Below are 26,023 nucleotides of genomic sequence, written 5' to 3'. Positions count from 1 at the left end.
GCCTGCCTCAGACCGCCACTGCTGGCACATCCGCTATCTCCACGTCGACGAGGTTGTCGGAGTACGCGCCGACACTAACCAGATCTCTACGTCGTCCCCGACTGCGAGCCCGGCAAGACACTGATCGCCTGGAGCGCTTTTGACACATAGACTTTGACGCTGCAAACGAACCAGCCTACCCAGCCACCCGACCGCTTCTCCTCCAGCGACAACCCGTTCGTCGAGCTTCCCCACCAGGCATCCAACCACTCCCGGCCGTTGGCAACAGCTTGCTTGTCTGATGCGCGCCGCGACGGCTTCAGCTTGTCGATCAGTTCGTGCATCGCACTCGCTTACACTGCCGACGAGGCGATCCAGAACAAATCCGCCCGAAATCCACATCGCCCAACCACCCGTCGGTGGCAGCTTTCGAAGAGGTAATCACCGCAACTACGGAGCGCGCCTTCTCCACAAACTTGCGATCCTTCTTGCCGCACTGAGCCACCTCATGGGAGGCGACGAGACGCCCTGCCTCCACCAATACCCTTTTGTCCCATACCTGTTCGTTCGGCAGACTCTCCCGGAGCCATGCCCCAGTCGCCAGGACAGCGATCGCCGCCACCGCACCTACAAGCAGACACCCGACATGCACCATCGATGTCGCAACCAACGCGACGGCCATGCACACGGCAGCCATGTTCTAGGTGAACGTTGGACTCGACACCACAGACAGGACCGGACGCCGCCTCAGGCGAGGTGCGTCGGCGGAGTAGTACTCGTACAGACCAGCCACAGGAGTCAGAGCTCATCAATGGTGATCAGGCCGTCCTGCAAGGCCCGCGCCAGCAGCGCGGCCTTGGTATTGGCGGGCCGGCCGACGGCCTCGTACTTCCCGCGGATGCGCGAGATGTGGGTGTTGACCGTTGCCGCGCCGATGAACAGCGAGCGGCCGGCTTCCTCTTTGCTGTCACAGATCAACCAGGTCCGCAGAACCTCGACCTCTCGCCCACTCAATCTCGGCCCGGTGGTCCGGGCACCCGCCTCATCCATTGTGTCCATCACGGATCCAATCCCTCCCTCGGCAGCAGTTGGAGTCGACTGCCATCTACGACGAAAAAGTAGAGGAAGGGTCTGACATCGAAATCCGTTGCGCGGCTGGACATTTACTTCCATGCGTGTTATTTCGAACGCATGATCGAGCGGACAGGCCGACCGACTGGAATTGTCAGACCCACTCACTAACCTTGCCTCACAGACGACAGAGAGGGGGGTGCCCGATGTCCAACATCTTCGACTTCGACGCTTCCGTTGCCGATGGATGGGCAGCGTTCCGTGCCGAGCTGCAATCCCGGCTGACAGGTTTGCAGGCCTCCGACTCGGTACGGGTCACAGCGCCGAACGGCGCCCTGGACGGGCGTGGCCCGACCGCTCTCTTCGCGATCACCGCCGACGATGAGGTGCGGTGCCACGTGAGCCCCACACTTCTTGGTCAAAATCGCGACCTCGACGATGGTGAACTGTCTCTGCTGATGGAGCTCGAGTGGGTTCAATCAGCGAAGACGAGTGCGTCGTCGAACGTAGTCGCGATGACGTCGAGCACGTCGTTCTGGCCGCGGTCGGTGTAGCGCAGGAACTTTGGCAGGTGCACCATCCGACCTTTCTACTCTTCGTTGAGGAGCGCGGGACTGAACCCATCCAGCACATCAGATTTCAGGCGGCCGGCCAGTGGCAAGTCCAGAGTCTCGTCGACGCCGCCCTTGAGCGCATGATGGGCTCCGTGCCGAGGAAGGACGACGACGGTGACATCGTTTTCACCGTCAATGATGTGACGTCGTGGCTGCACGTCGACGGAAGCGATCCGGTCATCGAGATGTTCAGCAATCTCGTTGTCGAACCGCAGGACCCGGCGTCTGGCGCCAAGGCGCTCATGGAGTTCTCCCGCAAGTGGCCAGATGTCAAGTTCTTTCTCGTCGACGAACATGTCCGCGTCTCGATCCGGATGGATGCGACCGTCTTCACTGACGCAGTGCTGCGCTCGACCATGCTCAAGTGGTTCGACGCCCTGAGCGACGGGGCCAGCCGGGTTGCTTCAGCAGTGCCCAAAGCGAGCTCGACCGTGGAAGATTCCGATGAGGCTCTGCCGGCAGGGTGCTGTGTCTGCTGCAGCTCGATGACGACGATGCCGGTCCACTGACTACCCAGGAGATCGCAGCCATCTGCGACTTCGATCGCGACACGATCCTTCGGTACATCAAAGTGAGCGAGAACCAGAGATTTGCCGGGCGCAGTTCGGTATCCGACGCGTTCAAGCATGAGGACGAAGAAGAAGTGGCGGCGTGTGAGCATGAAGAGAAGGCATGGTCGGAGACGGTGAAGAGTCTGCGTACCGCGCTGCGGTTGGTGGTTCTGTCGAGGCGATTGGATGAGGCCAGGTAGAAACACGGCGATCGAATCAGGCATACCAATAGGACCCGTTCACGTCATGCTCTCGATTTCGGATTCTGCCAACGCAGAAAAATATAACGCCGTCTAAAACACGGTCCCGGACGGAACAGCTGCCGGCGGCCCAGTGGTCATGAACGCAATCGCCCGAGAACCGACCGTTCGCACCTAATCTCGAAATGCGCCGAGAGTCCCTACCGTGACACGTCGGACGAGGCTCGGACATCTCGAAGGCACACCGGCCGGCCAAAGTGCTCAATTCTGAACGTGCCGTGTACATGACCACAAAGAAGGAAGACTGACCGCCGGCGATCTGGCAATAGGGACGTCAGATTTCAAAGCCATTGGCACGGAGGTCCTCTCGCAGGAGATCAACCATCTCTTTATCGTGCTGCCGAATCGACTTGGGGTCCCATCGGTCGGCCGTCTTCACGATGTGCGCCATCAACCGGAGCTTCATGCTCTGACGGATCACAAGATCCTTGTCAGCCTTATGCCGCGGCAACGCGTTGCTGAACTTCGAATTAGCGCTCACGCTGACGAGGGCAAGGTTGCCGAACATGTTCAACTCACGGGCCTCAGGCGAGACCGCATTCCAGCCATCATCGTCAGTGTTGGCATGCTGAGGGAAGAAGTGCTCGACGGACGTCCTGAACACGAAAATGAAATCCGGGTCGCCTGGCATGCGACTACTCGCGCCTCGAGCAAGCAGATAGTCCAGATAAGTGTAGACGATCCGCTCAATATGAAAGCCGGTTGGCCCCTCCTCGCCCGGCAGCCCTAGATAAACCTGCTGCTGAATGTATGAGCGGAGCGTCTTTCTGATCTTGTCCGCCGCGTCCGACCTAGGTAGATCGTGCACAGATTCTCTCAGAACTCTTGTTATCCAGTGCATTGTGCGCGGCGACGTGTACGTCACGCGCAATAGTGACTGAAGATGGAGCACGTCCCTTGTCGCATCATCGTTGGGGCCGGCATCCGATTCTTCGCGACTCACCGCGAAGGCGGACGGAAAACGGGCAGTGACTTTCGACCCACTTCCCCGATGGGAGACACTCTCGCCGCGGATTAGACGCTTCAGAGACCACGCGCCGTCTTCCCCGTTCGTCGAGGTGAACTCGCGTTTGATGAGGTAGTTGTCGAGGACGAATTTACAGCGCATTAGTGCCTCTGCAAATCTCTTCACATGGTCCGATCGGTCGTACTCCGAAAGACCCTTGAACTCGTCGTCGAAGCGCCTGATCAGCTTGCTGTCGTCAAGATGGCCGTCAAGTTCGTTGTCCCCGTCTGCGGAATCGTGCATTACCTTGAGTACGTGGAGAAGAAAGCTTGGGAACTTGATCGGAGTCTCAAAGCGACTCTCGTCGTCGTCATCGCCGACCGGCTTCTCGGCTGCCTGGGCATATATCGCGAGCGCGTCCCGCAGGCCAACTGATTCACTCCGCATGGTTGTTTCACCCTCACCTTGCGGACAAAAATTGACGAGTTCGGAGAAGTTGCGAACACGAAGCTGATCCCACGCTTCGCCGAAGATCTCGCCGCGCAGACTTGTGTTGCCGCGTGTGAGCGCCATCTGGAGGTAGCTGTCCATTTCCGCGCAAGCGTCCCAGATCCACGCGAAGCAAGCGCGCTGTTCGTCGACGCACTGAGCATCCGCGCGTAGATAGCTCATGAGGCGGGCCTTGACGATGTCTACCTGCTCCAGCTGCTGACCGCGCGTGTTCATGATTTCGAAGTACCTATTGAGATCAGTGCCTTCGGGGAGAATTGCGAGCACAAATCGAACACGTTCGGTGAGGAATTCCTTGAAAGTCTTCAAGTCTTCGCCCGAATTGGACAGGAGGGTGACTCTACGGTCGATCACCTTGTAGCCGGTCAGGATTCCTGATCCCTCATCATCTTCGGACGTCGAGAGGCGAGCCAACGCGTCGGTGGCCGCTCTTCGTGAGGCGTATGTCAGCGTCGCTGAAAACTGAACGCCAAGCCGCTTCAGCAGCATAAACAAGGTTGTGAGCCGCTGCTGACCGTCAACCACCTCGTATGTCAGATACGTTGCGCCTGTCGTTGGCGGCCTGGGGGCGACTATCAGGTTGCCGAGGAAGTACTCGTCCACATTCTGGTCTCGCGCGGCGGTCAAGACATCGTCGACGAGTTGATCGATCTGTTCATTGCGCCATGCATAGTTTCGCTGATAGATCGGGATCTCGTAGTGAGTGTGATTGTCGGCGAATAAATCTCCCACAGCAAACAGCTCTGCTTCAAGTTGCGTTCGCATCAGCCACCCAGGCCCTTCAACAGATCGAGTAGCGCCTTCATGTGTTCTGGATTCTGATCTCTGCCTCTAACGTCCACCGAAAGTCGTCGGAGTTCTGTCGGTTTATCCGCGTTTCGCAAGAGCACGAAAGCCGACTGTCCGTCAGCAAGGTTCTTTGCATGGTTGTTGATTGAAACCATCTGAACACGCTGGAGCTCTGTGCGCAAGGAATACGCCCACCGAAATAGGAAGCGTTTCGCTTCGGCAATCTCTAAGTCACCAAACTTGTTGGTGTAGTAGAGAAGGGCCGCGAGATACAGCTCTGAGACGTATCGATATTTCGACCTAGATTTCTCTTCACTGAGGGTTCGGTCGGTGGATGCGTAGGCATCCCAGCTTTCTTCACTGTAACCCTCAAGTCGCAGCCTCTTCAGCTCGGCGAGCATGAACGTGACCATTTCGAAGAACGGCCGTCCGGCCGGTGTCGGCGCGTCAAGCTGGAATCGGGTTCGAGCCGCTTCTCGCTCACCTTCGTCGGACAATATTGTCCATGCTGCGAGCAGCGGCACCGCTGTTTGTGCGGCAAGGTGGTATCGCGATGACGGAGCGTGGGCATCTCTCATCGTGAGCCCCTTGAAGGCTTCGACGTGTCTCGATGCGAATACGGGCGCAGAAAAGCCGCGCGACCACTGTCTGATCCGCCACAAATAGGTGGAGAAGAGTCGATCAAGCTCGTTGTCGGCCACCGACTCCCAGACCTCCACGAGTGCCGCCTTCATCGTTTCCGTCTCATCATGCATTTCGCGGACGTGGTGCGCCTTCAGCAAGTCGTGAGGCAGCAGCGCCTTCCCACGATAGTTCTGCGAATCGAATACCCGAAACGCTTCGTCCGCGTCGTCCGTCTCAACCCTGATCAACTGGCAGTTCCCTCGTACGAAGGCAGCGAGCTTTCCAGGGTCGTCCTCCATAAGGCTCACCTTGCTCGCAAGCCTTTGTCGCGCTACGACGATAGGCGCCGCTGGGTCGTCACTGGCAGAGAGGGTTACATCAACTCCGTTTGGCGTGGATGTCTGGTCTAGCAGGTCGAGCAGTATCGTCAACGTCAGCAGGCGCTGCTGGCCGTCGACGACGTTGAGCTTCTCGGCGTCTTCATCTCGGTGCAGGATAACTGCGCCGAGGACGTAAGACGCGTTGGACCGCACCCCAGAAGCAACATCAGTTTGTTCACGCCCCCTGAAGGCTGCCCGTATGTCATCCAGGAGTTGAACTGCAGTTGTTGGCTTCCAGCTGTATGGCCGTTGGTAGGGCGGTATCGATAGATCTTCCGCCAAGACTTCACCCACAGAAGCCCGACGCACTCCGCGATCACGGTCAATAGCCATCCTGCCCCTATCTCGCTCACTAAACTCCCACCGAACACACCACTGGTAAACGTAGTGTCGCATGCAGATTCATCGCTATCCCACGCAGAGCGTTGCCGCACCCACTTGCTTGGCTTTGCTGAAGCCGGCCACCAGCGCCGCTTACGAAATTGCCTGCGAATGGATTCGGAAATCAAGACCGCGCTTCGGTTCGAAGACAACAATCTGTCCCGAACTAACCGACCCGAGAACGTCGAGACGTTCCCCCCGCAGAATCCCCAGAGCCGAAGGGCCATTGTTGAACTGTGTCGCAACGATTCTTTTCTCCCCACCGATACGGTCGGGCGCTCGACCAGGCATCGCTCCAGATGGGTGGTTTCCCACAATCTGAGTGACGCGGGACTGATCTGGCTCATCGCTGTCACTTTAGCCGTGGTAGCTGAGAACATGTAGATCTCGGACTCCATGTGGCACCAGGGCGGCAAGCTCTTGGCCGTTGCAATACGCGCCGCCGTCTAAACTCCCGGTTCACAACGTCATTCGATATCCGCTCTAAGTTTTGCCGAGAGGTCACTCCCCCCGACCTCTCGAAGAAACGCCGGATCCCCGCACACCACCAAACGATCTCGGGCGCGCGACAGTCCGACGTACAGGCGTTCCCTTGAACGGTCGCGCGGCCGTGACTCGTTCAACGCCAGAACCACGGCCCTTCGCTCCAAGCCCTTGAAACCCAACACGTGCCCATAGAAGACCTGCTCTTTGTCCCAGAAAGTATCCCAGTAGGCCTTGTTACCGTCGCTCTGCCGTTCGCCCTGTTCTGGGTGTCGACTACCCGTCGTCAGTAGAGCGAGATCCTCTGTCCGCCAGCCCTCGTCTATCAGCAGTTCGACCTGATCGTCTGCACAGTTGATGGCTTCGCCCGGTGAACACGCCACAAACGTCACCTCAGGACCATCACCGCCCAACAGCCGCATACGTTGCCCGACAAGCGGCTCGAACGCCGTAGCGATTTGCCGTGTGTTCCGCATGTTGTGGTCAAGGACAAGCGGCACCAACGGTACCGGCGGCGCACCCTGACGATCGAACACCCGTTGCCCTTCATCGCTGAACAGGAAGATGCCCCCGTCTTCGGAGTCTTTGAGACATGCAAGCATCGGCTCCCACCACTGGTCAGCAAAGTCCTGTGCCTCGTCGATGACGATCGCGTCGAACCGCTTGCCCGGTGGGAGCGCTACTGCGAGGTCCGCCATCTGATGCGGCAGGTCGCGCTCCCAAAACTTGGCCGTCTCTTCAGTTCTCACCGACTCATCAGGCCCCGCTGGGGCACCCCACTGCACACCGAGTGCGTGAAACTCCCCTACGTACGCGGGTCTCTGCCTACGGGACCATTCGCCAGGGAGTCTTTCGAGGTATGAAGCGAGTCCGTGCGAATAACAGATCAACGCGACTCGCTGGCCGGCACGGGTGAGCCGTCGCGCCTGCTCAACTGCCAGGTGCGTCTTGCCGCTCCCCGCTCCGCCGCGCACTTCTACCCGGTTGAGCAGGCTGATCGCATTCAAGATCACCGCTTGCTGATCGGTGAGAAGGTCTGACGCGTCCTCGTTTTCGAGCGCACGCGCAACCACGTCACGTTGTGGCAATCCCCTACCGGCAAGCGCGAGTCTGAGTTGGTCGATACCGTCGTCACCTAGTACGGGATTCGCGCTTCGGTGCTGCAACACGGATTGGATCGAGCCTGCGATGTTTCCTAACTGCGTTCGGTCAATCACTTTCCACCGCGGGCACTCTGGCACCGCGAAATCCGGCGGCAATTCGGTGTTCGGGAGGACGATCATGTGATCCCAACGGACGCGACCTTGAGTCCACCGATGATCGCCCTCCACGAAACCGCGCAGCGCGTAACACGCGCCAAACGCCTGGGCTACTGGGTCGATGGTCACGTGAACGCCGCCGCGGTTCTGTCTCCAGTCGAGCCCATCGTGCCAAACTTCGCCGCCCTTGACCTCCAGGCAGACAATGCCGAGCCCATCGATAGCAACAACGAAATCTGCTTCATGGTCTTTGTCGTGATCAGTGACCCGCTGCCCGACCACGACAAAGTCTTCATCGCCGAGCTGACGATCAAGCTCCTGCCACACGCGATGCTCCGCCCCATTGGCGAAACGCGGCGATTCCGGGTGGGTTATCGGCACAACGACCTCCTCAACCTTGAACGCCGGCGAGGGACCGGCGCAGCACAACAGCATCTCCGGGTCGGCAGAACACGAGGACCAGTTCAGACACGGTCTCGTTCGCCGCGGCGCGCAGCAGTTCTGCGTAGATCGCCAATTGCGCCCAGTACTGCTCGAGCGTCGCTGCCGACACGCCAACATCGGTTTTGTAATCAACGATGACCAGAGAGCCGCCGTCTTCCCGATAAACGAGGTCTACGATGCCCTCCACCACGATGTCACTCCCGGGCGCGAGCCCACCCAGCGGCATCTCTTGCCAGTGTTCGCGGTCAGCGGCTCGCCGCACCGGTTCCGACGACAGCGCGGAGCGAGCCAGCAGCACGAACCGCTCTTCATCAGCCAGTCCTGCGCCTCGTGCCGTAGTTCGCGCCCGGTCGTCAAAGGCATCGTCGAGATCGACGATCAGCCCACCGGCTTCAATCAGTGTGTGCAGGGCCGTCCCCAGCGCCGCGCCACTTTCAGTGGAGCCTACTGCGGCAGCGACCGTCTCGCCTTCGACCGGGTCTGTCAGCAGCCGAGCCGTGCGGTATCCGTCCAGTATTCTAGCGGCCTCCGAACGCTTTTCGTGCACGATGTCCGTCACGGGGATCGACGATGGGAGTGCCGAGAACGCCGCCACACGCTCGGTGGCGACGAGCCACTGCTCCCAGCTCTCGGTCGCAGACCCTGATGGGACGGCCTCTCCGTCATCTCGAACGGGATCGACCAGTTCCGGAATCTCGTTGGGCAGGGTTTCGAGTGCTGGTTCGAAGAGTTTGCCCCAGCACTTTCCCTTGCCTCGGTACCCGGATACTGCCAACAAGCTCTCGGCTCTCGTGCACGCCACGTAGAGGAGCCGAATTCGCTCTGCCTCAGTGTGCAGATCTTCGGCACTGGCCAGCGCATCGTAGTGAAGGCTCTCCACTCCCCCGCACAGGTAGGCCGACGCTTTACCGTCGCCATCCCAGACTAGTGGCGCTTTGCTGGTCGGAAAGCCACCACTCATACCAGCGACGATCACCATCGGGAATTGCAGTCCCTTGGCGGCGTGAATCGTCATGATGCGGACTGCGTTCACACCAATTTCAGGCAGAACGGCTTCCGCAACACGCGCGTTTTCTTCCTGCTGCGTCTGTGCCCACGCCAGATAGTCGCGGAGCCCACCACGATCTTCTCCGTACCAGGCGTGCGCCTGGTCGATGACAAACCGCAGCCGCCGCCATACGTCCCGATGACGCGGCGAATCCATCGAAACTTCGAAGACGCGCCGGTCGGTCGCAAGCGTGCTCAGTAACGAACCAGGTGTGTGCCGGCCAACGTCACGATAGATCGTCCGCAGGTAGGTGAGACCTTCGGCAACCGGAGAGTCCTCAAACCCAGTCGGCGCCTCGGAATACCAGTTCCATTTTCCGCCCGCTGCCTTCCACCGCAGTAGGTCATCGTCCCCGCACCCGAACAGCGGGGTGCGGAGCGCCGCGACGAGTGCTGCAGTGTCTGCAGTGTTCGACAGCGCTTGCGCGGTGACGAGCAGGTCGTGCACTTCTTGTGTCGAATAGACCAGAGATGATGCTTCGGAACGGAATTCGATACCAGCAGCATCGAGAGACGTCTCCAGGTATGCGAGCACCGCTCGGGACGGGACAAGGATGCAGATGTCGCTCAGCCTCACCGGGGAGTGTTGGTACTCCGCGCCGTCAAACTTCTCCTTCTGCCAGCCGCGGCCTACGGCAGTCTCGATGATCCGTGCGACATCGTCAGCCTCACGGACCCGCACTCGTTCGGTGTCCGACGCAGGTTCGTCCTCGCGAGCGTCTGAGTTGTCTGCGAACAGGAAGGGCGTAGGCCCCCAAGATTCGGCAGTCCACGAGGGACGACCAGGGGCAGGATGCAGCGGAGTGTAGGTCGGCTGCACGTGATGGTCGGGAAGAATGAGTGCGCTGAACACCTCGTTGATCCACTCGAGAACCCCTGTCGTGGAACGGAAATTGGTTGTCAGCTGGACGACGTCGCCGTCTGGTGTCGCGTCACTGGCTGCCATGTACGACACGATGTCTGCTCTGCGGAAACGATAGATGGATTGTTTCGGATCGCCAACGGTGAAGAGTCGGCCTGCCTCGTCGGTACCGGCGACGATGCGGCGGGCGATCTCCAGCTGCAGTGGATCGGTGTCCTGGAACTCGTCGAGGAGTACTCGCTGATACCTCGTGTGGACTGCGCGCTGCACGTGTTCGTCAGCCAGGACATCGCGCGCATGAACCAGGAGGTCATGGAACTCCAATTCGCCGCTCCGCTGCCGTTCGCGGGCTTCGGTGATGACGGCGCGCGCCAGGTGATAGATGACGACTTCGAGCGCCGTCGACGCGTATCGCAACCGCATCTGCGCGGCAAGGCTTTTCAGATCCTTGATGGCGTCCTTGATCTCGCGGGCACGGTTGCCGCCACCCCAGTTGGCGTTCTTCCCGCCGCTGCCAGGTCCTGGGCATTTATCAACCAACGGGAGCCACGCTCCAGTACTGGCCCCGGCAGCCATCTGTGTACGCCACTGCTCAACGTCGTCGAGTTTGGCGAAGAGCTTGTCGCCCCGGTCCGTGCATTGGAGCCGGCAAGCAACAACCTCGTCGGCAGCCATCAAGACATCGTCAATGGCGTGCTCCGCGATGAGCGGCGGGGTATCTCCGGGATTGAGTCGGTCCCAGCTGCGGTCGAGTGCATCGGCGAGAGTGCGGACCTGGACGAGCTTCGCGCCAACGCCAATGACGATCTGCATTGCCTCAGCGAGGCCGGCGGGCGCAGTGGCTTCATCAGAGAAGAGCGTGGTCCGCATCCGGCGCCAGCGTCGTTCGAAGGAAAGCTGCGAACCCATAGCGTCAACCATCGAAATTCGGGGCGGTACACCCGCTTCCAGCGGGTGCTCCGACACCACTCGAGCGGCGAAGGCGTGGAGGGTGCCCAGAGCCGCCGTGTCCACCTGATTCAGCGCCGACGTCGCCCGCGGGGTTTCATGTTTCGACAGTTCTGCGCGGACGCGTTCGCGGAGTTCGGCAGCGGCCTTTTCGGTGAAAGTGATGGCGGCGATGCTGTCGAGTTCAACCCCGTCCACGAGTACCAGTTGGCAGATGCGCTGAACGAGTGCGTGGGTCTTGCCGCTCCCGGCTCCGGCCTCGACGAAGAGCGAGGTTGCGGTATCAGCTGTGATCCGTCGCCGTGCCGCTTCGTCAACGAGGGAGGTGCTTATTCCCGTGCTCATCTTCAGCCTCCGTGCTTCGCAATGTAGTCGGCCAACTCGCTGGTGCCTTCGAGATTCACCCAGGCGCGCTCAAGGCCGGCCTTACCGATGAGGTCGACGAGAGCGTCAGGCCACGACTGGCCACTGGGCTTAGGCGGAAAATAGCCTGAGGTCACCGCACTATGGATCAGTGACATGTCGGTACGGAAGATCTCTGTGACCGCTTCGGTGATCGGGTACTCGATCACCTTGAAATCTCCGGTGCTGGTCGCGAACCAATAGCGAACACTGATCTGCTCGGCCTGAGTCGCGGCGAACAGTCCATAGACCGGCAGCTGAAACTTCTTGCCGCCAAGCGTAGGGTTCGCTTCCCCTATCCCGCTAGAAAACCTAGCCTGTCCAGTCTTGTAGTCAGTCACCCTGATTCGGCCATCGCCGTGACAATCGATCCGGTCGATGGACCCTCTAAAAGTCAGGCGGCCAGTGTCGAGTTCGATGAAGACCTCATCGGTGTCGTCGCTGCGACCAAACTGCCGCTCCACACCGATCGGCGCCCACCCAGCGGTGCGGTCGGACGTGTCGTGCTCAAACCAGGTCTCGAAATCGCGGCGGATGATGGCCCGGTCCTTGTCCCAGAGTTGGGGCAACCACCCCGGCGCATCCAGGATTGCGTCGTCGAGCACCTCGTCTGCAGTGGTCAAAAGACGGTCGAGCGTCGCATCTCGGCCCTCAATCACCGCTTTGATGTAATGCTCGAGTACCGCGTGGATGAGGTTGCCCCGTGTCAGGGCGTCCAGTTCGGCAACTTCGTCGGGATCTTTGAGCGCATCGACTCCCAGCAGATTACGGACGAAGAAGCGGTACGGACTATCGACCCATTGCTCAAGACTCGTGGGAGCGATTGGCCGATCGAAGACGGTGACCAATTCCTTGATTGCCGACACATTGCCGTTGAAACGCGTGAATCGCCCGTTGAGCCGGTCGCTGCGCATTTCCATGCCCCGGGCGATCACGGTGTCACTCAGTAGTCCGCGTCGATCTTTGGCAGGTACCTCTGCGAGCGAGCGAAGGCGCCATTCAGTAGGCGAGCCTGCGGAGGCTCCCAGCCGCAGGTCTGTCCTCTGGGTCGCAACGTCGAACGACTCGACGGCCACGATCGATTCAACGCCCTTGGTCTGATCCGGCCAACCGACCACATCAATTTGCTTGGCGGCGAGGTGTTTCAGCGTTGGGAGCAGCCAACGCGACGGAACCTTCTCTGCGCCGCCGCGCAAGCTACCGCGGGGAAAGGTGACTATCCGGTGCTCCCTACCGGCGGCCAGCGTAAGCACCAGTTGCCGGTGCTGAGTGTCGATCTCTTCAGCGAGCTTTCGTCCAGTGAGTTCGGCAGGCAGGAGGGGATCTTCACGCCGACGTGCCGGTACGATTCCTTCGGCCACCCCAAGGACGATGCAGACGTCCAGGTCCCGTCCGACGCCGGCGCTGATCGGGCCAACGGAGACACCTGTGCCGAATTTCCCTATGGTACGCTTGACGCGATCAATTCGGGCGGTTAAAGCGTCGACTAGGCCTGGTGCATTCGGCGCTGGCGCGATCCCATCCAAGAGGGTGAGTTCTTGGCAGATCAGTCGAATGGCATCAGCATCAGTCGCAGTCGGGTCGTTGTCGCCCTTTGACGAGAGAACAAACCATTGCTCGAGAAACCCGAGCAGCAAGGTAGCGACGTCAGACCACGTGGGCGCTGACGTGATCTGCCGAAGCACAGCCTGCAGCTGCCCGACAAACCTGTAAAGGGTAATAGCCGCTTCGTATTCGCGTTTCGACGGATCGACGTCAGTCAGCCGCTCCCAATCACCGCCGCCAACGATCGGAACGGTTTTGCGAGTCAGCTTTTCAAGCCACGGCAACGCGATCGGTTTGCCATTGATCACTGGTCGCTTCAGGGATCGCTCTGCGAGGACCGCCAGCAGTTCGCGGCGGGGCATCAGATCAACGTCGAGTTGCAGGAGCGCGAGTAGTGACCGTGCCAGTGGTCGATCAATGAGCGAACGGCAGTCAGGCCCAGTGAACTCGATCCTTCCGCTTGCGAAATGCTCGTGTATCAGGTGCAGGTACGGATCGTCGGCGCCATAAAAGACACCGATGCGGTGGCCCGGAGTGCCCGCGGCCAGGTGCTTCCGCACTATGCGGGTGACGGCCCGCACTTCGTCGTCCGAGTCAGAGGTGTGGGCGACCATGGTCCCGGTGATTTCTGGGTTGATTTCGATCGTCTCGCCGCGGACCTGCATCGCACGCAAGAACTTCGCCGCGGCAGGATCGGATTCGCACGGCTGAAAGACAATGATGGTTCCCAGTTTGTCTATTCGATCGGCTGCGACCGCGTACTCCTCGTGGGGCAGGTAGTAAGCGGACGCATGCGCACTCGATGCGAGTCGATGAACGCGCAACATGTCGTCGACGAGCCGCGTTGAGTTCTCGGTGGTCGGGTCCGCGAGAGAAGACAGAGCCAGCGATGCACCGGCGATCGCTTGCGCGGTGATCGGCTCGTTAGCGACTACCGTGAAGAGCCCCGGTTCGTCAGCAAGGACCTTTTGCACAGAGGCCTCGAGCAGCGGATAGTCCAACGGCGTGCGTGGCGCGAGCGCCGGCGCTGCGAGGAGTTTCACCGCCTGTCCAACCGTCATCACATGGGTATTCGCCAGACCACCACACCGCGCCAGGTGCTTCATCACGTCGCGGCCTGCACCGCTACTGGGCACAGTGACGGTCACCAGCGACAGAGAGTTCCCAGCTTTGGCGCGCTGGACAGCTGCGACGAGTGCGTCATGGGCGTCAGCGGTCATCACTGCATCATTGCCCATCGCTGCGACAACAATGGCGATCGAACACGGGTTTCTTTGACCCTCAGGCGATTCCGCCGTCACGCTAAAAGGTTCTCCATGCCGTTGACCTTTGCGTTCACAGCCGGAGTTGCCCACACCGGCGCGCTAGGTCATCCAAACAGATGAAATCACAAGCGCCCGAGACAAAGTGATCACAGACAGCTTCAAACCACGGCCCGGTGGCCATCAATCTCGAATGTCGAATACTCTCCGGCTCACGGTGCTACTCGCGAATTTCTGTACACAAAACAAGCCAGATCGTATAGCCGCGGCATCAAGTGCAACCCCCCGCAAGCTCGCCTGATGAACATTTCACCACCGTACGAATACTCTTTCGCGATGCCAATCCAGGTAGGCAAAGTCGGGCTGCACGGCGGTAGGCGGAAGCAAAAGCTTGTCGAAGACTGGGGGCTTTCCGAGCGCCGCCCGCAGAGGCGACTCAGTTGCAAAATCGTCCTCTACTCCGCTGGAGTACTGAATACGGAGTTGGTTGTCGACAGTCAGGAGCCCCGTATCGAACGCGACGTCGTGGGTTGGGCAAGCCGTTAGACCATTCCTAGTGTCGAGGCGTTCGTCGTTGTTGCTGTCCCGCCACGGTTTGATGTGACTCGCCGTAAGCATCCGCCTTCTGCGCACACCCCCAATGTGACCACTCAGGCCGCAAAATACGCATCGATTCAAGTGATTTGAAAGCACACCTTTCGCGAATCGGTGTTGCCCCACACGAGCCCGAGCGGTCAACAGTCGTTGCGTCACCTCGACCGGGAGATCCGGTTCTTTAGTCGCAAGGCTCTCGACCTCCGCCGCCACCGAGTTCTCGAGCTCGACGTCATCAAGCTCTTCCTGTCCGAGAAGCCAGAGTTCATCTCCGGCCTCTAGCTCGAGGAAGTCCGGCAACGTCGCAACACCGATCCCGAGGCTTCGTGCAGAACCGATGATCTTCAGATAGATAACCTGCAGTGCAAGTCGATCCGATAGGAGAACAGAACCGACCTGGAGGTCATGCTTACCCCCATGACTTCTCGTACCGTCAAGATTGGCCATCTTCGCGATAACACTCGTCGCAGGACGACGGAACAAACGCGCGAGCTCCGGTACCGGAAACCCAGCACGATGCGCTGAACTACTGCCGAATCTGCGGTGGTCGACTAGCAGAGATGCGCACAGACAGAGCACGACTTCGCAGGGAACAAAGTTCTCCTGACGCTGCCCCGCCGCGACGACGCCGCGGTTCAGAATCGATCGCCATTGTGCTGCCAAAGATTGCGGTGACGGTTCCAAGAAATCGGCTAGCTCACTTGCCAATTCAATCCTCCGTCGTTCGATCAGCGCAAATCCCCAGCATAGGCAGAGAGAGACAGAATCACGTCTCGGGCGCCAAAATGTCAACTGCAGTCGTTCAATACGTAAGTTCGTTCTCCACGACGGACACCCACGACGTTACCGTCACGGAGTATCCGTAGCGGTATTGATCCAAAGTAGGCATTCAACCCGGGGTGGTTCCTCCGGCTCGTACAGCGCTCTTTAAATTCTGGAGGGCGGTGTTTTGTCTCTTCGTGTGAAGAAAGGGGTCGGTCACCGTCCACAATCGGCCAAACGTCGTCGGTTGATGGAGCTCCTTGCCGCAGGTGGAACACTCCGCCGCCGTAGGGGCCGGCGCGGTCCCGAACCGTTGGGAACAATTGGTCGCGGGCGCAAGATCTATCGCGGCGATGACGCTATCACTTTCGTGCCGCGCTGGACCGACTGATGACCCCGAGGTAAGTGTTCACTTCTCACCCCAAGGCGAGCGAGTCGAGATCGCCGATTTCCGCCGCTGGACGCAGCATTCGGCAGATCGCCAGCGTCCTGGGGCGTGCGCCGTTGACAATTTCGCGTGCATTGCGCCGCAAGGCAGCCTCTTCAGAAACATGTCAACCGTTCGAGGGCCATAGCCGACGACAGCACCACGAGAGCGGCGATATCCCAGGCAGATTTCCACAGCGAGCAACTGGGCTGATCGTGGCGGAATTGCTAGCCCGGCGGTCGAGTCCCGGACAACTCAGCCCTCATCTGCGGAGCAGATTTCGTGCCGATCCCGGAATGTGGCTGTGCAACGAGAACATCGACCAGGCCCCTACTGGACGGCTGTTGGCAGGTCCCCGATAGTCGGGCCACATGATGTGGACTCACCTACTGGGGACATGCCAGCTGCACATCGGCCGAACGTATCGCGCGCCCCTTAGCCTCAGGAAGACAGTCGGAGTTGCGACTTTGACTAGAACCCTCCCGGAGCCGTCACAACAACCAGCACCCCCTTGACACAGCGAACCGCCCGCATAGCCGTCCTCGAGCTACGAACGACAGATCCGCGCGGCCTACTTGCCTCCGATAAGCGATCGTTATGTCGGGTGAGCAACCGAGTGGCAATCCAATCGCGATGCGTACAGCACAACAGCTCCCGACTCGTGACTTCGTGACGGCGAGGCTCCTCACGAACCTGGTCAAACGTGGACTACTCCGCGATGACCGTGCGCCCGAACGACTCTGGCTCGCTCACATGGCGTGGCTTGGTCAACGGCAGGCTCGCGAGGTGCTTTCGGAGCCGCTTGGACATGGGCATGAATGTGGCGAACGTGAGACTCCCCGAGACCGCTGCCCCCACCAGCGGAACGATCTTGGCTGCGCTTTTTGCGAAGATCTGCTTGGTCATCTGAACGCCGAGAACCGTTGCAACCTTCTTGACTATCGGGTAAATGGTGCCCTTGGTCAGCGCTTGCTGCGGGAGCTTCTTGGCCACCTGCTTCGCAATCAGAGCCGACACTTGCGCCACACCGGCCTGCGCCGCGTTCACACCGAACATGACGCCGATGAACAGTGTGAGCATGCTCTCGGTCGCGGAGTCCTGAGATGCTCTCCACCGGAATCGAAATGCTCGGTGACGACCAGATCAAGGAGACGTATAGGCGCGTCCGGTCCGGGGACATCGAATACTGGTTCGGTAACGGCACCCATGTTGTTGGAACCGGGCCCAACCAAATGCCGCCCGCCACATACCAAGCCACCGGGGCGCGTGGCCAGTTGATCACCGACGGGTACTGGGAACGCACCACGAAGTCCGGTGAGATCATTGACAACAACTTCGTGTCCTCGGCACAACAGATCGTGGTGACCATCGAAGCTGGCGACGGCCAATTCACCAGCCAACGAATCGGAACATGGAAACCCATTGAATGACCCAAGCAACGATCGCTTGATCACTTCAGTTCCTGGCGAGCGAGGGCACGCCAGCAGATGCAGAACCTCAGGTTCTACAACAGAGGCGGAAGCAGCCATCGCGCTCAGCCCATGGGTCCACCCGCTCTTCACAAAGTGCGAGTGACGGGCTGCACAATCATAGTTGACGGCCCTAGAGTCCGAGGAGGGTGCTCGGCGTTCCGTCACGTTTCGGGAGCTTCTGCCAGCCCCGTATAACTTATTCTGGAACCTTTCCCAATGAGGAGCGCTGCTGAGTGACCAGGATCTTCGACAACATCAAATCCGACCTCGGTACGCATCTTCAACAGACGCTGGCAGTGTCACATCGGATGGATGTGGCGGTCGGTTATTTCAATCTCCGAGGCTGGGCAACGTTCGATCCGCTGGTCAAAGAAAAGGTGGCTGCCGGCGCGGCCAGCCCGGTGGTGCGGATCCTCATCGGGATGGTCATGACCGGTCCACAGCAGGAAACCCTGGAGGAGCTGCAGGCCGGGGTCGATGGCAGCCCGCGCCCCGACGCGGATAGGAACGTGGCCCGCGAACGCAAAGCCCAGCTCCTCGAGCAGCTGCGGACTCAGCTGATGCGTGGGCTACCGACCAATGCCGATCGTGCTGCGTTGCAGTCGTTGCGAGATCTGCTCGCCCAAGGGGCGGTGGAAATCAGAGTATTCACCCGCCGTCCGCTGCACGGGAAAACGTATATCTGTCACCGGCAGGATTTGAACAATCCGATCACCGGGTTCGTCGGTTCCTCGAACCTCACGGCCCCAGGCCTGACGCATAACCTCGAGCTCAACGTCGACGTCGTCGACACCCACGGTGCTGAAACCTTGGCGAACTGGTTCGGGGATCGTTGGAGTGACAAGTTCAGCCGTCCGGTCACCGCCGACGTGCTCGATCTGCTCGATGAGTCATGGGTTCGCAAAGAGCCTCGGCGCCCGTACGAGGTGTTCCTGAAGGTCTGTTACGACCTTTCTCGCGACGTCCGCGAGGGATTGGCTGAGTACTCGGTGCCGTCCGAGATCAGTAAGCAGCTGCTCGAATACCAGGCCACCGCGGTGCGGACCCTGGCTCGGCGGATTATGACTAAACGCGGGACCATGCTCGGTGACGTTGTCGGTCTCGGTAAGACATTGACCGCGATCGCGGTGGCATTGATGCTGCGTGATGAGCACGGCTACATGCCGCTGGTGGTGTGCCCGAAGAACCTGGTCTCTATGTGGGAGGAGCACTTCCAGGCGTACGACCTGCACGGTCGGGTCGTCCCGTACAGCATGGCGCACGCAATCCTGCCCAACCTGCGTCGGTATGCGTTCGTCATCGTCGACGAGTCCCACACGTTGCGCAACGACACCCGCCGCGACTACAAGGCGATCCAGGACTATATCCATGCGAACGACAGCAAGGCACTGCTGCTGACTGCTACCCCTTACAACATTCGATTCCAGGACGTGGCCAATCAGCTCGCCCTGTACATCGACGATGACGACGATCTCGGAATCTCACCGGTCAATGCGATGGCCTCCGATCCCCGACTGGCGGACAAAGTCGACGGCAAAACGACCACCATGGCCGCGTTTCGCCGATCAGAGGATCCCGACGACTGGAAACGGTTGATGAGTGAGCATCTGGTGCGGCGCACGCGCACGTTCATCAAAAACAACTACTCACTCACTGACTCCGAAGGCCGCCAGTACCTCGAGTTCTCCAACGGTGAACGTTTCGCGTTCCCTCAGCGGATCCCGAGACCCGTCGATCATTCCTTCGGCGCCGGCGATCCGGCCGCACTCATGGCAAGCGATACCACCCTTGATGCTCTGACCGCGCTGATCCTGCCTCGCTATGAACTCGGCAGCTACGTCTTGAAGTCTGCGAAACTGGCCGAGCTGGAACAAGAGTTCGTCGACAACCTCAACCGTGGCCGAGGCAACGTCGCCGGGTTCGTGCGCACCACCTTCTACAAGAGACTTTCCTCTTGCGGGCATTCGTTCACACTGTCTCTCAAACGGCACGTCGCCCGCAATGAACTGTTCTCGTACGCGATCGACAACGGGCTGGCGATCCCGACTGGAACTATCGCCGAGAACACCTTCGGGGAGGACGAAGATCCGAACACCGACGACTTCGCCACCGAGGACCGGGTGAGTGAGGAACCGTCCCGCCGCTACGAGGCGCTAGTCGCGGCAAATCCGGCCGGGGTGCGGTGGATTCGTCCGGAGATCTTCTCCCCGAAACTGCGGGAGGACCTCCGCACCGACACCAACGCCATATGGTCACTGCTGGTTGCCTACGGCGAGTGGGAACCAAGCCGGGATTCCAAACTTGACGCCCTAATCACCCTGCTACGCACCGAGCACCTCGAAGAGAAGGTTCTGGTGTTCACCGAGTACAAGGACACCGCCGAATACATCGGAGCCGCATTGCACGATGTCGGCATCAGCAAGGTCGGCGTTGCCACCGGCGACAGCGAGGACCCCACCCAACTCGCGCACCGGTTCTCCCCCCGATCAAACACTATGCCTGGTCACGAACCGGCCACCGCAGAAGAAGACGAGCTGCGGGTCTTGATCGCCACCGATGTCCTCAGCGAGGGCCAGAATCTGCAGGACGCGCATATCGTGGTCAATTACGACCTGCCGTGGGCGATCATCCGGCTGATCCAGCGCGCCGGACGTGTAGATCGTGTCGGCCAACGCGCTGACACGGTGCTGTTGTATTCGTTCTTCCACGAGTCCGTCGACAACGTCATCTCCCTGCGTCAACGCATCAGCGACCGCCTACACGCCAACGCCGAAGCGTTCGGATCCGATGAGCAATTCTTCGGCGGCGATACCGAGGTCAAGGCTATTGCCGACCTGTACAACGGAAATCTCGACGACCAGGACGCTGCCGATGACGTCGATGCCTCTAGCCTCGCCTACCAGCGCTGGCACCAGGCCCAAAAAGATGATCCTGACCTCACCGCGAAAATCGCGGCGCTACCAGACATGATCTCGGCCACCAGAGCCCGGCGCCTCACCGACAGCGGAGACGGTGTGGTCTGTTACGTGCGAACCGAATCCGGCATGGACGGATTCGGCCAGGGAACCGTCGATGGGAAGACCCGGTTACTCACCGGCCACGAAGTTCTCCGCGCGTTCGAGGCCACCCCGGAAGAGCTCGGGCTCGAACACTCTGACGACCATGACAGCCTGCTCGTAGACCTCGTCCGAGGTCCTCTTGCTACGCCCTCAGTCGCAGCGGGCCGTTTACGGGGTGTCCGACGCACCTTGTGGCGGAGACTTGGGGAAACCCTGCACAACCATGCTGCCGATACCCAGGCCGCACTCGACGAACTGTTCCAGCACCCCCTGGCCAAGGACGCCGACCACCGTCTACGCCGCGCCGTCCGTAACGGGTCCAGCGACGAGGACCTAACTGCCCTCATCACCGCCCTGCACCGCGACGGTCAGCTCGTCATATCCTCTCGCAGCGGCAAAGACCCGATCCGCATCGTTTCCAGCATGGGAGTTCGCTCGTGACCAGCACCCGCCTCCTCGACCTCGTCGACGCACGCGACTTCCGCACCCTGTTCATCGACGAACTCGGCTGGAACAACCCCGACCAACCCAACCTCACCCTCGAGGTCGACGACGAAACCTTCACACTCACCCAGATCGCCGGCTACAAGGGCCTACGTATCTGGCACAGCCCGGTCCTGCCATCGCGGAAAATCCAACGAGTAATAGACGTGCTCGTCGGCCAGGACAACCACGAACGGCTCGTCATTTTCAGCAACGAGCATCGGCAAGAATGGCGGTGGCCGCGGCGGGCCCAGCTCGGCAGCGCTAACGCCAAACTCCTTGTGCACGAACATCTCGTCGGGGATCGTTCTACTCACTTGGCCCAACGTCTACAGGCGATCGAGCTCGCCTTCGACGAGGACATCACCCTCGTTGCCTTGCTCGACAAGATGCGTGACGCCTTCGACCACGAAGCTGAAACTGCATCCGTCGCAGCCGCCCGCCTCATGGGGACCCTCTACACAGAACTCGAAACCGCCGGCGTCGGCGAACATGACGCCACACTGCTCCTTGCCCGGCTGCTGTTCCTACTTTTCGGTGACGACGCCGACATGTGGAAACCAGAAGGGCTGTTTGAGCGGTACCTGCGCGAAGACACCACCGCAAGCACGCTTCACAAGGACCTGCAAGGCCTATTCGACGTCCTCGACACAGACGAGACGAGGCGCCAGCTTTCGGCAGACAGCCCATACGCACAGTTCCGCTACATCAACGGCGGTCTCTTCCACGGACCGCTGAGACTCCCACCCCTGACCTCAGCCCTCAGAGACGCGCTGCTCACCGCCTGCGAGTTCGACTGGTCGATCATCTCCCCTGCGGTGTTCGGGTCGATGTTCCAGACAGTCAAGAGCAAAGACTCACGGCGCGCTGGCGGAGAGCACTACACCACCGAAGAGAACATACTCAAAACTATCCGTCCTCTGTTCCTCGATGAATACCACGATCGACTTGATCGAGCTTGGGATAACAAAGCCCAGCTCACCCGGCTACACAACGATCTCGCGCGAAGCCGCTTCATGGACCCAGCATGTGGGTGCGGAAACTTCCTCGTCGTTGCATACCGTGAACTGCGCGCACTCGAACTTGAAATTCTTAAGCGCCGAAGAGACCTCGACCTCGCGGACGCGTCGAAGAACGTAGAGCGGACAAAGAAGGTAGAGCGAGCGCAGCTCAGCATTGACGTCACCAGCGATATTCGGGTCACTCTAGACCACTTTTTTGGCATCGAGATCGACGAGTGGCCAGCCCGGATCGCCGAAACTGCGATGCTTCTGGTGGATCACCTCGCCAATCAGCGGATGGCGATCGAGTTCGGCTTCGCGCCCGACCGCCTACCCATCGCTATTGCGCCAACTATCTACCACGGCAATGCTTTGCAAGTGGACTGGCGGCGAGTCCTACCCCCCAGTGACGACGTCTATGTATTCGGCAACCCGCCATGGCTAGGCATTTCCCTACGGTCAGAAGAGCAAACCGCGGACCTTCAGGCTGTATGGGGTGATCGCTACCACGGCACTCTCGACTACGTCACCGGCTGGCATGCCAAAACCCTCAGTTACCTGCGTGGAACAACAGCTCAGTGGTCCTTCGTCACCACTAACTCCATCACGCAGGGCGAGGCTGTTGCGCCATTATTCGAGCCGATCTTTGATGACAACTGGCGCATCAAGTTCGCCCACCGAACTTTCAAATGGACATCGGAAGCCACCGGGCAGGCCGTGGTTCACTGCACCATCATCGGGTTTGCCAAGAAACCGAGCCAGCCACGGCTTTTTGACTACGCCAAACCGGAGTCACCCGCCGAGGAGATAGCGGGGGTCAAAGCGATTACTCCCTATTTAACGCCTTATCACGGCACAGGACGTCCGGTGATCGTGCATCCGGTCACCAAACCCCTAAATCTTCAACTCGGCGAAGTTGCGTACGGAAATAAGCCCACGGACGGCGGTAACTTTATTGTCGAGCCCGACGAATACGAAGAATTTGCTGCTGATCCGGTCGCTGCGAAGTACTTGCACCGTTATGTCGGAGCTCGCGAACTGCTCCACAACACTCCCCGCCACTGTCTCTGGCTTGTAGATCTGGCCACCGCGGATCTCAAACAAAGCGCCTTGCTCCGATCACGAGTAGCAGGCGTTCGAGATTTCCGCCTCGACAGCAAGGCTGCTTCGACCAGAAAAGCAGCGGCAACGCCCCACTTGTTCCGCCAGATCGCGCAGCCACCAACTTCCTACCTGTGCATTCCTCGGCACGTTAGCGAGAATCGCCCGTACTTCCTCAGCGATAGGTTCCCCGCGGACGTAATCTGTAGTGATGCAAATTTTCTCGCCGCCGATGCAGATGGGTTCGTTTTCGCAATCATGTCTTCGGCCATGTTTATTGCATGGCAGCGCGCTGTCGGAGGACGGATCAAGTCTGATCTTCGATTCAACAAACTGTTGACATGGAACACGTTCCCACTTCCCCCTACGAGCAATGATGTTCGCAAACAGATCATTTCAGGGGCCGAACGAATTCTCTCGGTACGTCAGCTGCAGCCCAGCAAATCGCTAGCCGATCTCTACGATCCAGTCACAATGTCGACGGAGCTACTCGAAGCGCACCGAAGATTAGATGTAGCCGTCGACAAACTGTTCGGGATCAAGTCCATAGATATCACCGAGTTGGAGCGGCAAGACATCCTGTTCGAGCAGTACCGCGAGCTCAGTGATCCCCTCCATACCTCAGCGGCGAAACCACGTCGCCGGACGGCAAAGAGATAGAACTACACATCCCAGTTTCCTTGGAGGGCCAACTCAGCAGCGTCCGAGGATAGTCCAACCCAACCTCTATGTAGGCGGTCTGGCATGCCTGACACTCGTTGGGTCACCCCGGGGCACTTACATTGCCTCGTCAGTGCTGGCGACGGATCGGTCTCACAATCTTGGTGCGTGTCGCAGACCGTGACGGCGTGCACCTCGCGTCGCGGCCGCGACGCAGACCTGCCGCCAGTGACAGGGAGATCAGAGCAGACCAAATCATCGGAAGATCTCGTTCACTCCCGGACACTCTGAGCGGAGAGCGAGCCGAGGTACCTCCTGTCAATCTTGGCGCAGTCCACTCCCAAACCTCAGCGTTTCATAAACGATCAGTTTCGGCACATCGACCATTCGTAACACCGTGCTGGGTCTACACGTGTCCCAATACTCATGTCACAAATCCGGGGCCCCAACCGTGGACGCCGTTAAATTATGGAACATTCGAGGCGGTAGACGCCATCTGGCGTGCGCGGGGACCCGCCACCAATCCACCGGCTCTCCTTCTCCGACGGGTTCCGAGACGTCGGTACAGCAGGGTCGTGTCAAGCAGATCAAATCGCAGCGGACCCGCGCTGCCACCAGGCCCACAAGCTTCACCGCCAGTGCCATTGTCAGTTCCAGGCCATTGCCACCGAACTTTGACGATCGCCGCGTAAGTAGTCGTTATCCGCAACATCGTCGCGTCGGGTGAGCAGCAGCACCGCAGCAACCACGTCTGTAGGAACGCCACGATCCGCGAGGTCTGACGTGGTGAACCCGGAGTCCTCGGCAACGTCGTGCAGCAGTGCCGCCGCAACCGCAATTGCCTTCGGGGGGGGGTCAATCCGAGTGCCGCCGACCGCGGATGGTCGATGTAGTCGTGGCCGAGCTTATCCGTCTGACCGTGGTGTGCTTCCACCGCAATCGCGTCGGCAATCGCGACGAAATCCGGTTCAGTTCTCTGACTGGTTTCACTCATTGTTGATTCCTCCTTGTTGCTGTTCGACGATCCACCGATGACGCGCCAACTGCTCCGCCTCTACCCGATTGCAGAGGTCGCGCAGCGGCGCGTCTTTGTTCGCCGCTGCCAGTTTTGCGAGCGCTTCGTACTTGTTCAGGTTCGAGCCGAAGCGCGAAACGAGATAGTTGCCCTCTTCTCCATCGATCGAATACCCCAGTGGCACAGTGCCTGCCTCCCCGAAGATCAGCAGCCGGTCAGACACCCAACTCCTCGGTGGCGTGTACCCCGGGTTGATGTATGCCCGCAGGATGGGACGCAGTACCGAAAGCACTTGACCCAACTCCGGGTCGCTGTGGTGATACACCGATGCGGTGCGACCGAGCGTCAACAAATACTGCGCCGTGCCGAAGTCCGCATCCTCGGGGCGTGCGGCGACAGAGCCCCGCCCAAACAGACAAGCCTTCAGCGTCAACAACTGATCGACCCGATCCGATCGCCGGGCCTCCTCGGCTCGCGCGATCAAGCCGTCCTTCCTAAGGATACGTTCGAAAACGTTGTTCGCCTTATTCTTACGCTCCTCATCCGCGTCGCGCGCCGCCTGTCGATAGCGTTCGATCAGCGCCAGTTCCCGCTTCCCAACGTGTTCGCCTCGCAGCGATCCCGGGGGCGGCTCAGCCACGATCTCACGGCAGACCAGGTCGCTACCGTCCAGTCCAGTCACTCTGCGCAGCAGATCAATTCGACGTAGCTGGTCCGAGTCGAGTCGTGTGCGGAGGAGTGAGATACGGCCCGCCGGCACGTCTGGACGCGCTAGATACAGTGCCACCGTGTCGGCGAGTCGGTCCGATGTCGCGTTGGCTGTCCACTTCCCCGGAATCTTCAGCGCCGATTTGATCAATGCATCATCCCGCCAGAGGCACTCCCAAGCTTGTTGGTCCGTCAGATCGGGTCGAGGCACCAGCGCGCGCCACGGCTGAAGCAACGGGCTAGCGGTGACGGCCATCCGCGCAATCAGCCGCGGCGGCAATGTGACTGTGGCCCTGCACAGCGCGAGCATCAATATTTCCATAGCGCTCCTTGCACGCCGAGCAATCTCAAACAACTATCCGATGCAGATAGAACCCCTGCGGT

17 protein-coding genes are annotated in these 26,023 nt (G+C 59.8%); 7 read left to right on the top strand and 10 right to left on the bottom strand.

Annotation, left to right across the window (positions count from 1 at the left end):
- Nucleotides 1-86: 86 nt before the first annotated feature.
- Both AC51GR_RS23045 and AC51GR_RS23040 read right to left on the bottom strand, forming a co-directional pair.
- Nucleotides 87-323 (bottom strand): hypothetical protein, encoded by a 237-nt coding sequence (locus AC51GR_RS23045; protein WP_496326989.1) that lies wholly within the window; start codon nucleotides 321-323, stop codon nucleotides 87-89.
- Between the two features lie 454 nt (nucleotides 324-777).
- Nucleotides 778-1,038 (bottom strand): LuxR C-terminal-related transcriptional regulator, encoded by a 261-nt coding sequence (locus AC51GR_RS23040; protein WP_496326988.1) that lies wholly within the window; start codon nucleotides 1,036-1,038, stop codon nucleotides 778-780.
- Between the two features lie 218 nt (nucleotides 1,039-1,256).
- Here AC51GR_RS23040 and AC51GR_RS23035 point away from each other — a divergent pair, with 218 nt between their 5' ends.
- Genes AC51GR_RS23035 through AC51GR_RS23025 form a run of 3 tightly spaced genes read left to right on the top strand, consistent with a single transcriptional unit; the run spans nucleotide 1,257 to nucleotide 2,415 of the window.
- Nucleotides 1,257-1,604, top strand: coding sequence for a TY-Chap domain-containing protein (locus AC51GR_RS23035; RefSeq protein ID WP_496326987.1), 348 nt, complete (start codon nucleotides 1,257-1,259; stop codon nucleotides 1,602-1,604).
- On the top strand, nucleotides 1,520-2,173 hold the full coding sequence (locus AC51GR_RS23030) for a T3SS (YopN, CesT) and YbjN peptide-binding chaperone 1 (RefSeq protein ID WP_496326986.1): 654 nt from the start codon (nucleotides 1,520-1,522) through the stop codon (nucleotides 2,171-2,173). Before AC51GR_RS23035 ends, AC51GR_RS23030 begins: the two co-directional genes overlap by 85 nt.
- The gene (locus tag AC51GR_RS23025) at nucleotides 2,128-2,415 is read left to right on the top strand and encodes a hypothetical protein (protein WP_496326985.1); all 288 of its coding nucleotides are present in this window, start codon (nucleotides 2,128-2,130) and stop codon (nucleotides 2,413-2,415) included. The genes AC51GR_RS23030 and AC51GR_RS23025 overlap by 46 nt, the downstream gene beginning before the upstream one ends.
- Nucleotides 2,416-2,749: 334 nt before the next feature.
- Here AC51GR_RS23025 and AC51GR_RS23020 read toward each other — a convergent pair whose 3' ends face one another.
- The 6 genes from AC51GR_RS23020 to AC51GR_RS22995 form a co-directional block, all read right to left on the bottom strand.
- Nucleotides 2,750-4,696 carry a DUF262 domain-containing protein gene (locus AC51GR_RS23020; protein WP_496326984.1) on the bottom strand — a complete coding sequence of 649 codons (1,947 nt, stop codon included), beginning with the start codon at nucleotides 4,694-4,696 and terminating at the stop codon, nucleotides 2,750-2,752.
- On the bottom strand, nucleotides 4,696-6,018 hold the full coding sequence (locus tag AC51GR_RS23015; RefSeq protein ID WP_496326983.1) for a DUF262 domain-containing protein: 1,323 nt from the start codon (nucleotides 6,016-6,018) through the stop codon (nucleotides 4,696-4,698). Before AC51GR_RS23015 ends, AC51GR_RS23020 begins: the two co-directional genes overlap by 1 nt.
- A 554-nt stretch (nucleotides 6,019-6,572) precedes the next feature.
- Nucleotides 6,573-8,228 carry an NERD domain-containing protein gene (locus AC51GR_RS23010; protein WP_496326982.1) on the bottom strand — a complete coding sequence of 552 codons (1,656 nt, stop codon included), beginning with the start codon at nucleotides 8,226-8,228 and terminating at the stop codon, nucleotides 6,573-6,575.
- 10 nt (nucleotides 8,229-8,238) lie between these two features.
- Nucleotides 8,239-11,493, bottom strand: a complete 3,255-nt coding sequence (locus AC51GR_RS23005) for a UvrD-helicase domain-containing protein (protein WP_496326981.1) — start codon at nucleotides 11,491-11,493, stop codon at nucleotides 8,239-8,241.
- A 2-nt stretch (nucleotides 11,494-11,495) separates the two neighbouring features.
- Nucleotides 11,496-14,315 (bottom strand): PD-(D/E)XK nuclease family protein, encoded by a 2,820-nt coding sequence (locus AC51GR_RS23000; RefSeq protein WP_496326980.1) that lies wholly within the window; start codon nucleotides 14,313-14,315, stop codon nucleotides 11,496-11,498.
- Between the two features lie 351 nt (nucleotides 14,316-14,666).
- Nucleotides 14,667-15,398, bottom strand: a complete 732-nt coding sequence (locus tag AC51GR_RS22995; RefSeq protein WP_496326979.1) for an HNH endonuclease — start codon at nucleotides 15,396-15,398, stop codon at nucleotides 14,667-14,669.
- Nucleotides 15,399-16,118: 720 nt separating this feature from the next.
- Here AC51GR_RS22995 and AC51GR_RS22990 point away from each other — a divergent pair.
- Nucleotides 16,119-16,502 (top strand): helix-turn-helix domain-containing protein, encoded by a 384-nt coding sequence (locus tag AC51GR_RS22990; protein WP_496326978.1) that lies wholly within the window; start codon nucleotides 16,119-16,121, stop codon nucleotides 16,500-16,502.
- Nucleotides 16,503-16,848: 346 nt separating this feature from the next.
- Here AC51GR_RS22990 and AC51GR_RS22985 read toward each other — a convergent pair whose 3' ends face one another.
- Nucleotides 16,849-17,220 (bottom strand): hypothetical protein, encoded by a 372-nt coding sequence (locus AC51GR_RS22985; RefSeq protein WP_496326977.1) that lies wholly within the window; start codon nucleotides 17,218-17,220, stop codon nucleotides 16,849-16,851.
- 23 nt (nucleotides 17,221-17,243) lie between these two features.
- Between AC51GR_RS22985 and AC51GR_RS22980 the strand changes: the two genes are divergently transcribed.
- The 3 genes from AC51GR_RS22980 (at nucleotide 17,244) to AC51GR_RS22970 (ending at nucleotide 23,916) form a co-directional block, all read left to right on the top strand.
- On the top strand, nucleotides 17,244-17,570 hold the full coding sequence (locus AC51GR_RS22980; RefSeq protein ID WP_496326976.1) for an Rv1352/Rv1906c domain-containing protein: 327 nt from the start codon (nucleotides 17,244-17,246) through the stop codon (nucleotides 17,568-17,570).
- A gap of 275 nt (nucleotides 17,571-17,845) precedes the next feature.
- Nucleotides 17,846-21,112, top strand: coding sequence for a helicase-related protein (locus AC51GR_RS22975; RefSeq protein ID WP_496326975.1), 3,267 nt, complete (start codon nucleotides 17,846-17,848; stop codon nucleotides 21,110-21,112).
- Nucleotides 21,109-23,916 carry a class I SAM-dependent DNA methyltransferase gene (locus AC51GR_RS22970; protein WP_496326974.1) on the top strand — a complete coding sequence of 936 codons (2,808 nt, stop codon included), beginning with the start codon at nucleotides 21,109-21,111 and terminating at the stop codon, nucleotides 23,914-23,916. Before AC51GR_RS22975 ends, AC51GR_RS22970 begins: the two co-directional genes overlap by 4 nt.
- Nucleotides 23,917-24,902: 986 nt before the next feature.
- Here the strand turns inward: AC51GR_RS22970 and AC51GR_RS22965 are convergent.
- Complete coding sequence (locus AC51GR_RS22965; protein WP_496326973.1) at nucleotides 24,903-25,961, bottom strand: hypothetical protein; 1,059 nt, start codon at nucleotides 25,959-25,961, stop codon at nucleotides 24,903-24,905.
- Between the last annotated feature and the right edge of the window lie 62 nt (nucleotides 25,962-26,023).

The organism is Williamsia sp. z71 (assembly GCF_059553375.1).
Note: the sequence above shows the minus strand (reverse complement) of the source record. Positions and strands in the feature narration are given on the sequence as shown.

Coding starts and splice junctions, on each gene's coding strand:
- AC51GR_RS23045 (WP_496326989.1), bottom strand. CDS start 323: ATGCACGAACTGATCGACAAGCTGAAGCCGTCGCGGCGCGCATCAGAC.
- AC51GR_RS23000 (WP_496326980.1), bottom strand. CDS start 14,315: ATGACCGCTGACGCCCATGACGCACTCGTCGCAGCTGTCCAGCGCGCC.
- AC51GR_RS23020 (WP_496326984.1), bottom strand. CDS start 4,696: ATGCGAACGCAACTTGAAGCAGAGCTGTTTGCTGTGGGAGATTTATTC.
- AC51GR_RS23035 (WP_496326987.1), top strand. CDS start 1,257: ATGTCCAACATCTTCGACTTCGACGCTTCCGTTGCCGATGGATGGGCA.
- AC51GR_RS23005 (WP_496326981.1), bottom strand. CDS start 11,493: ATGAGCACGGGAATAAGCACCTCCCTCGTTGACGAAGCGGCACGGCGA.
- AC51GR_RS22965 (WP_496326973.1), bottom strand. CDS start 25,961: ATGGAAATATTGATGCTCGCGCTGTGCAGGGCCACAGTCACATTGCCG.
- AC51GR_RS22980 (WP_496326976.1), top strand. CDS start 17,244: ATGCTCTCCACCGGAATCGAAATGCTCGGTGACGACCAGATCAAGGAG.
- AC51GR_RS22995 (WP_496326979.1), bottom strand. CDS start 15,398: ATGGCCAATCTTGACGGTACGAGAAGTCATGGGGGTAAGCATGACCTC.
- AC51GR_RS22985 (WP_496326977.1), bottom strand. CDS start 17,220: ATGCTCACACTGTTCATCGGCGTCATGTTCGGTGTGAACGCGGCGCAG.
- AC51GR_RS23040 (WP_496326988.1), bottom strand. CDS start 1,038: ATGGACACAATGGATGAGGCGGGTGCCCGGACCACCGGGCCGAGATTG.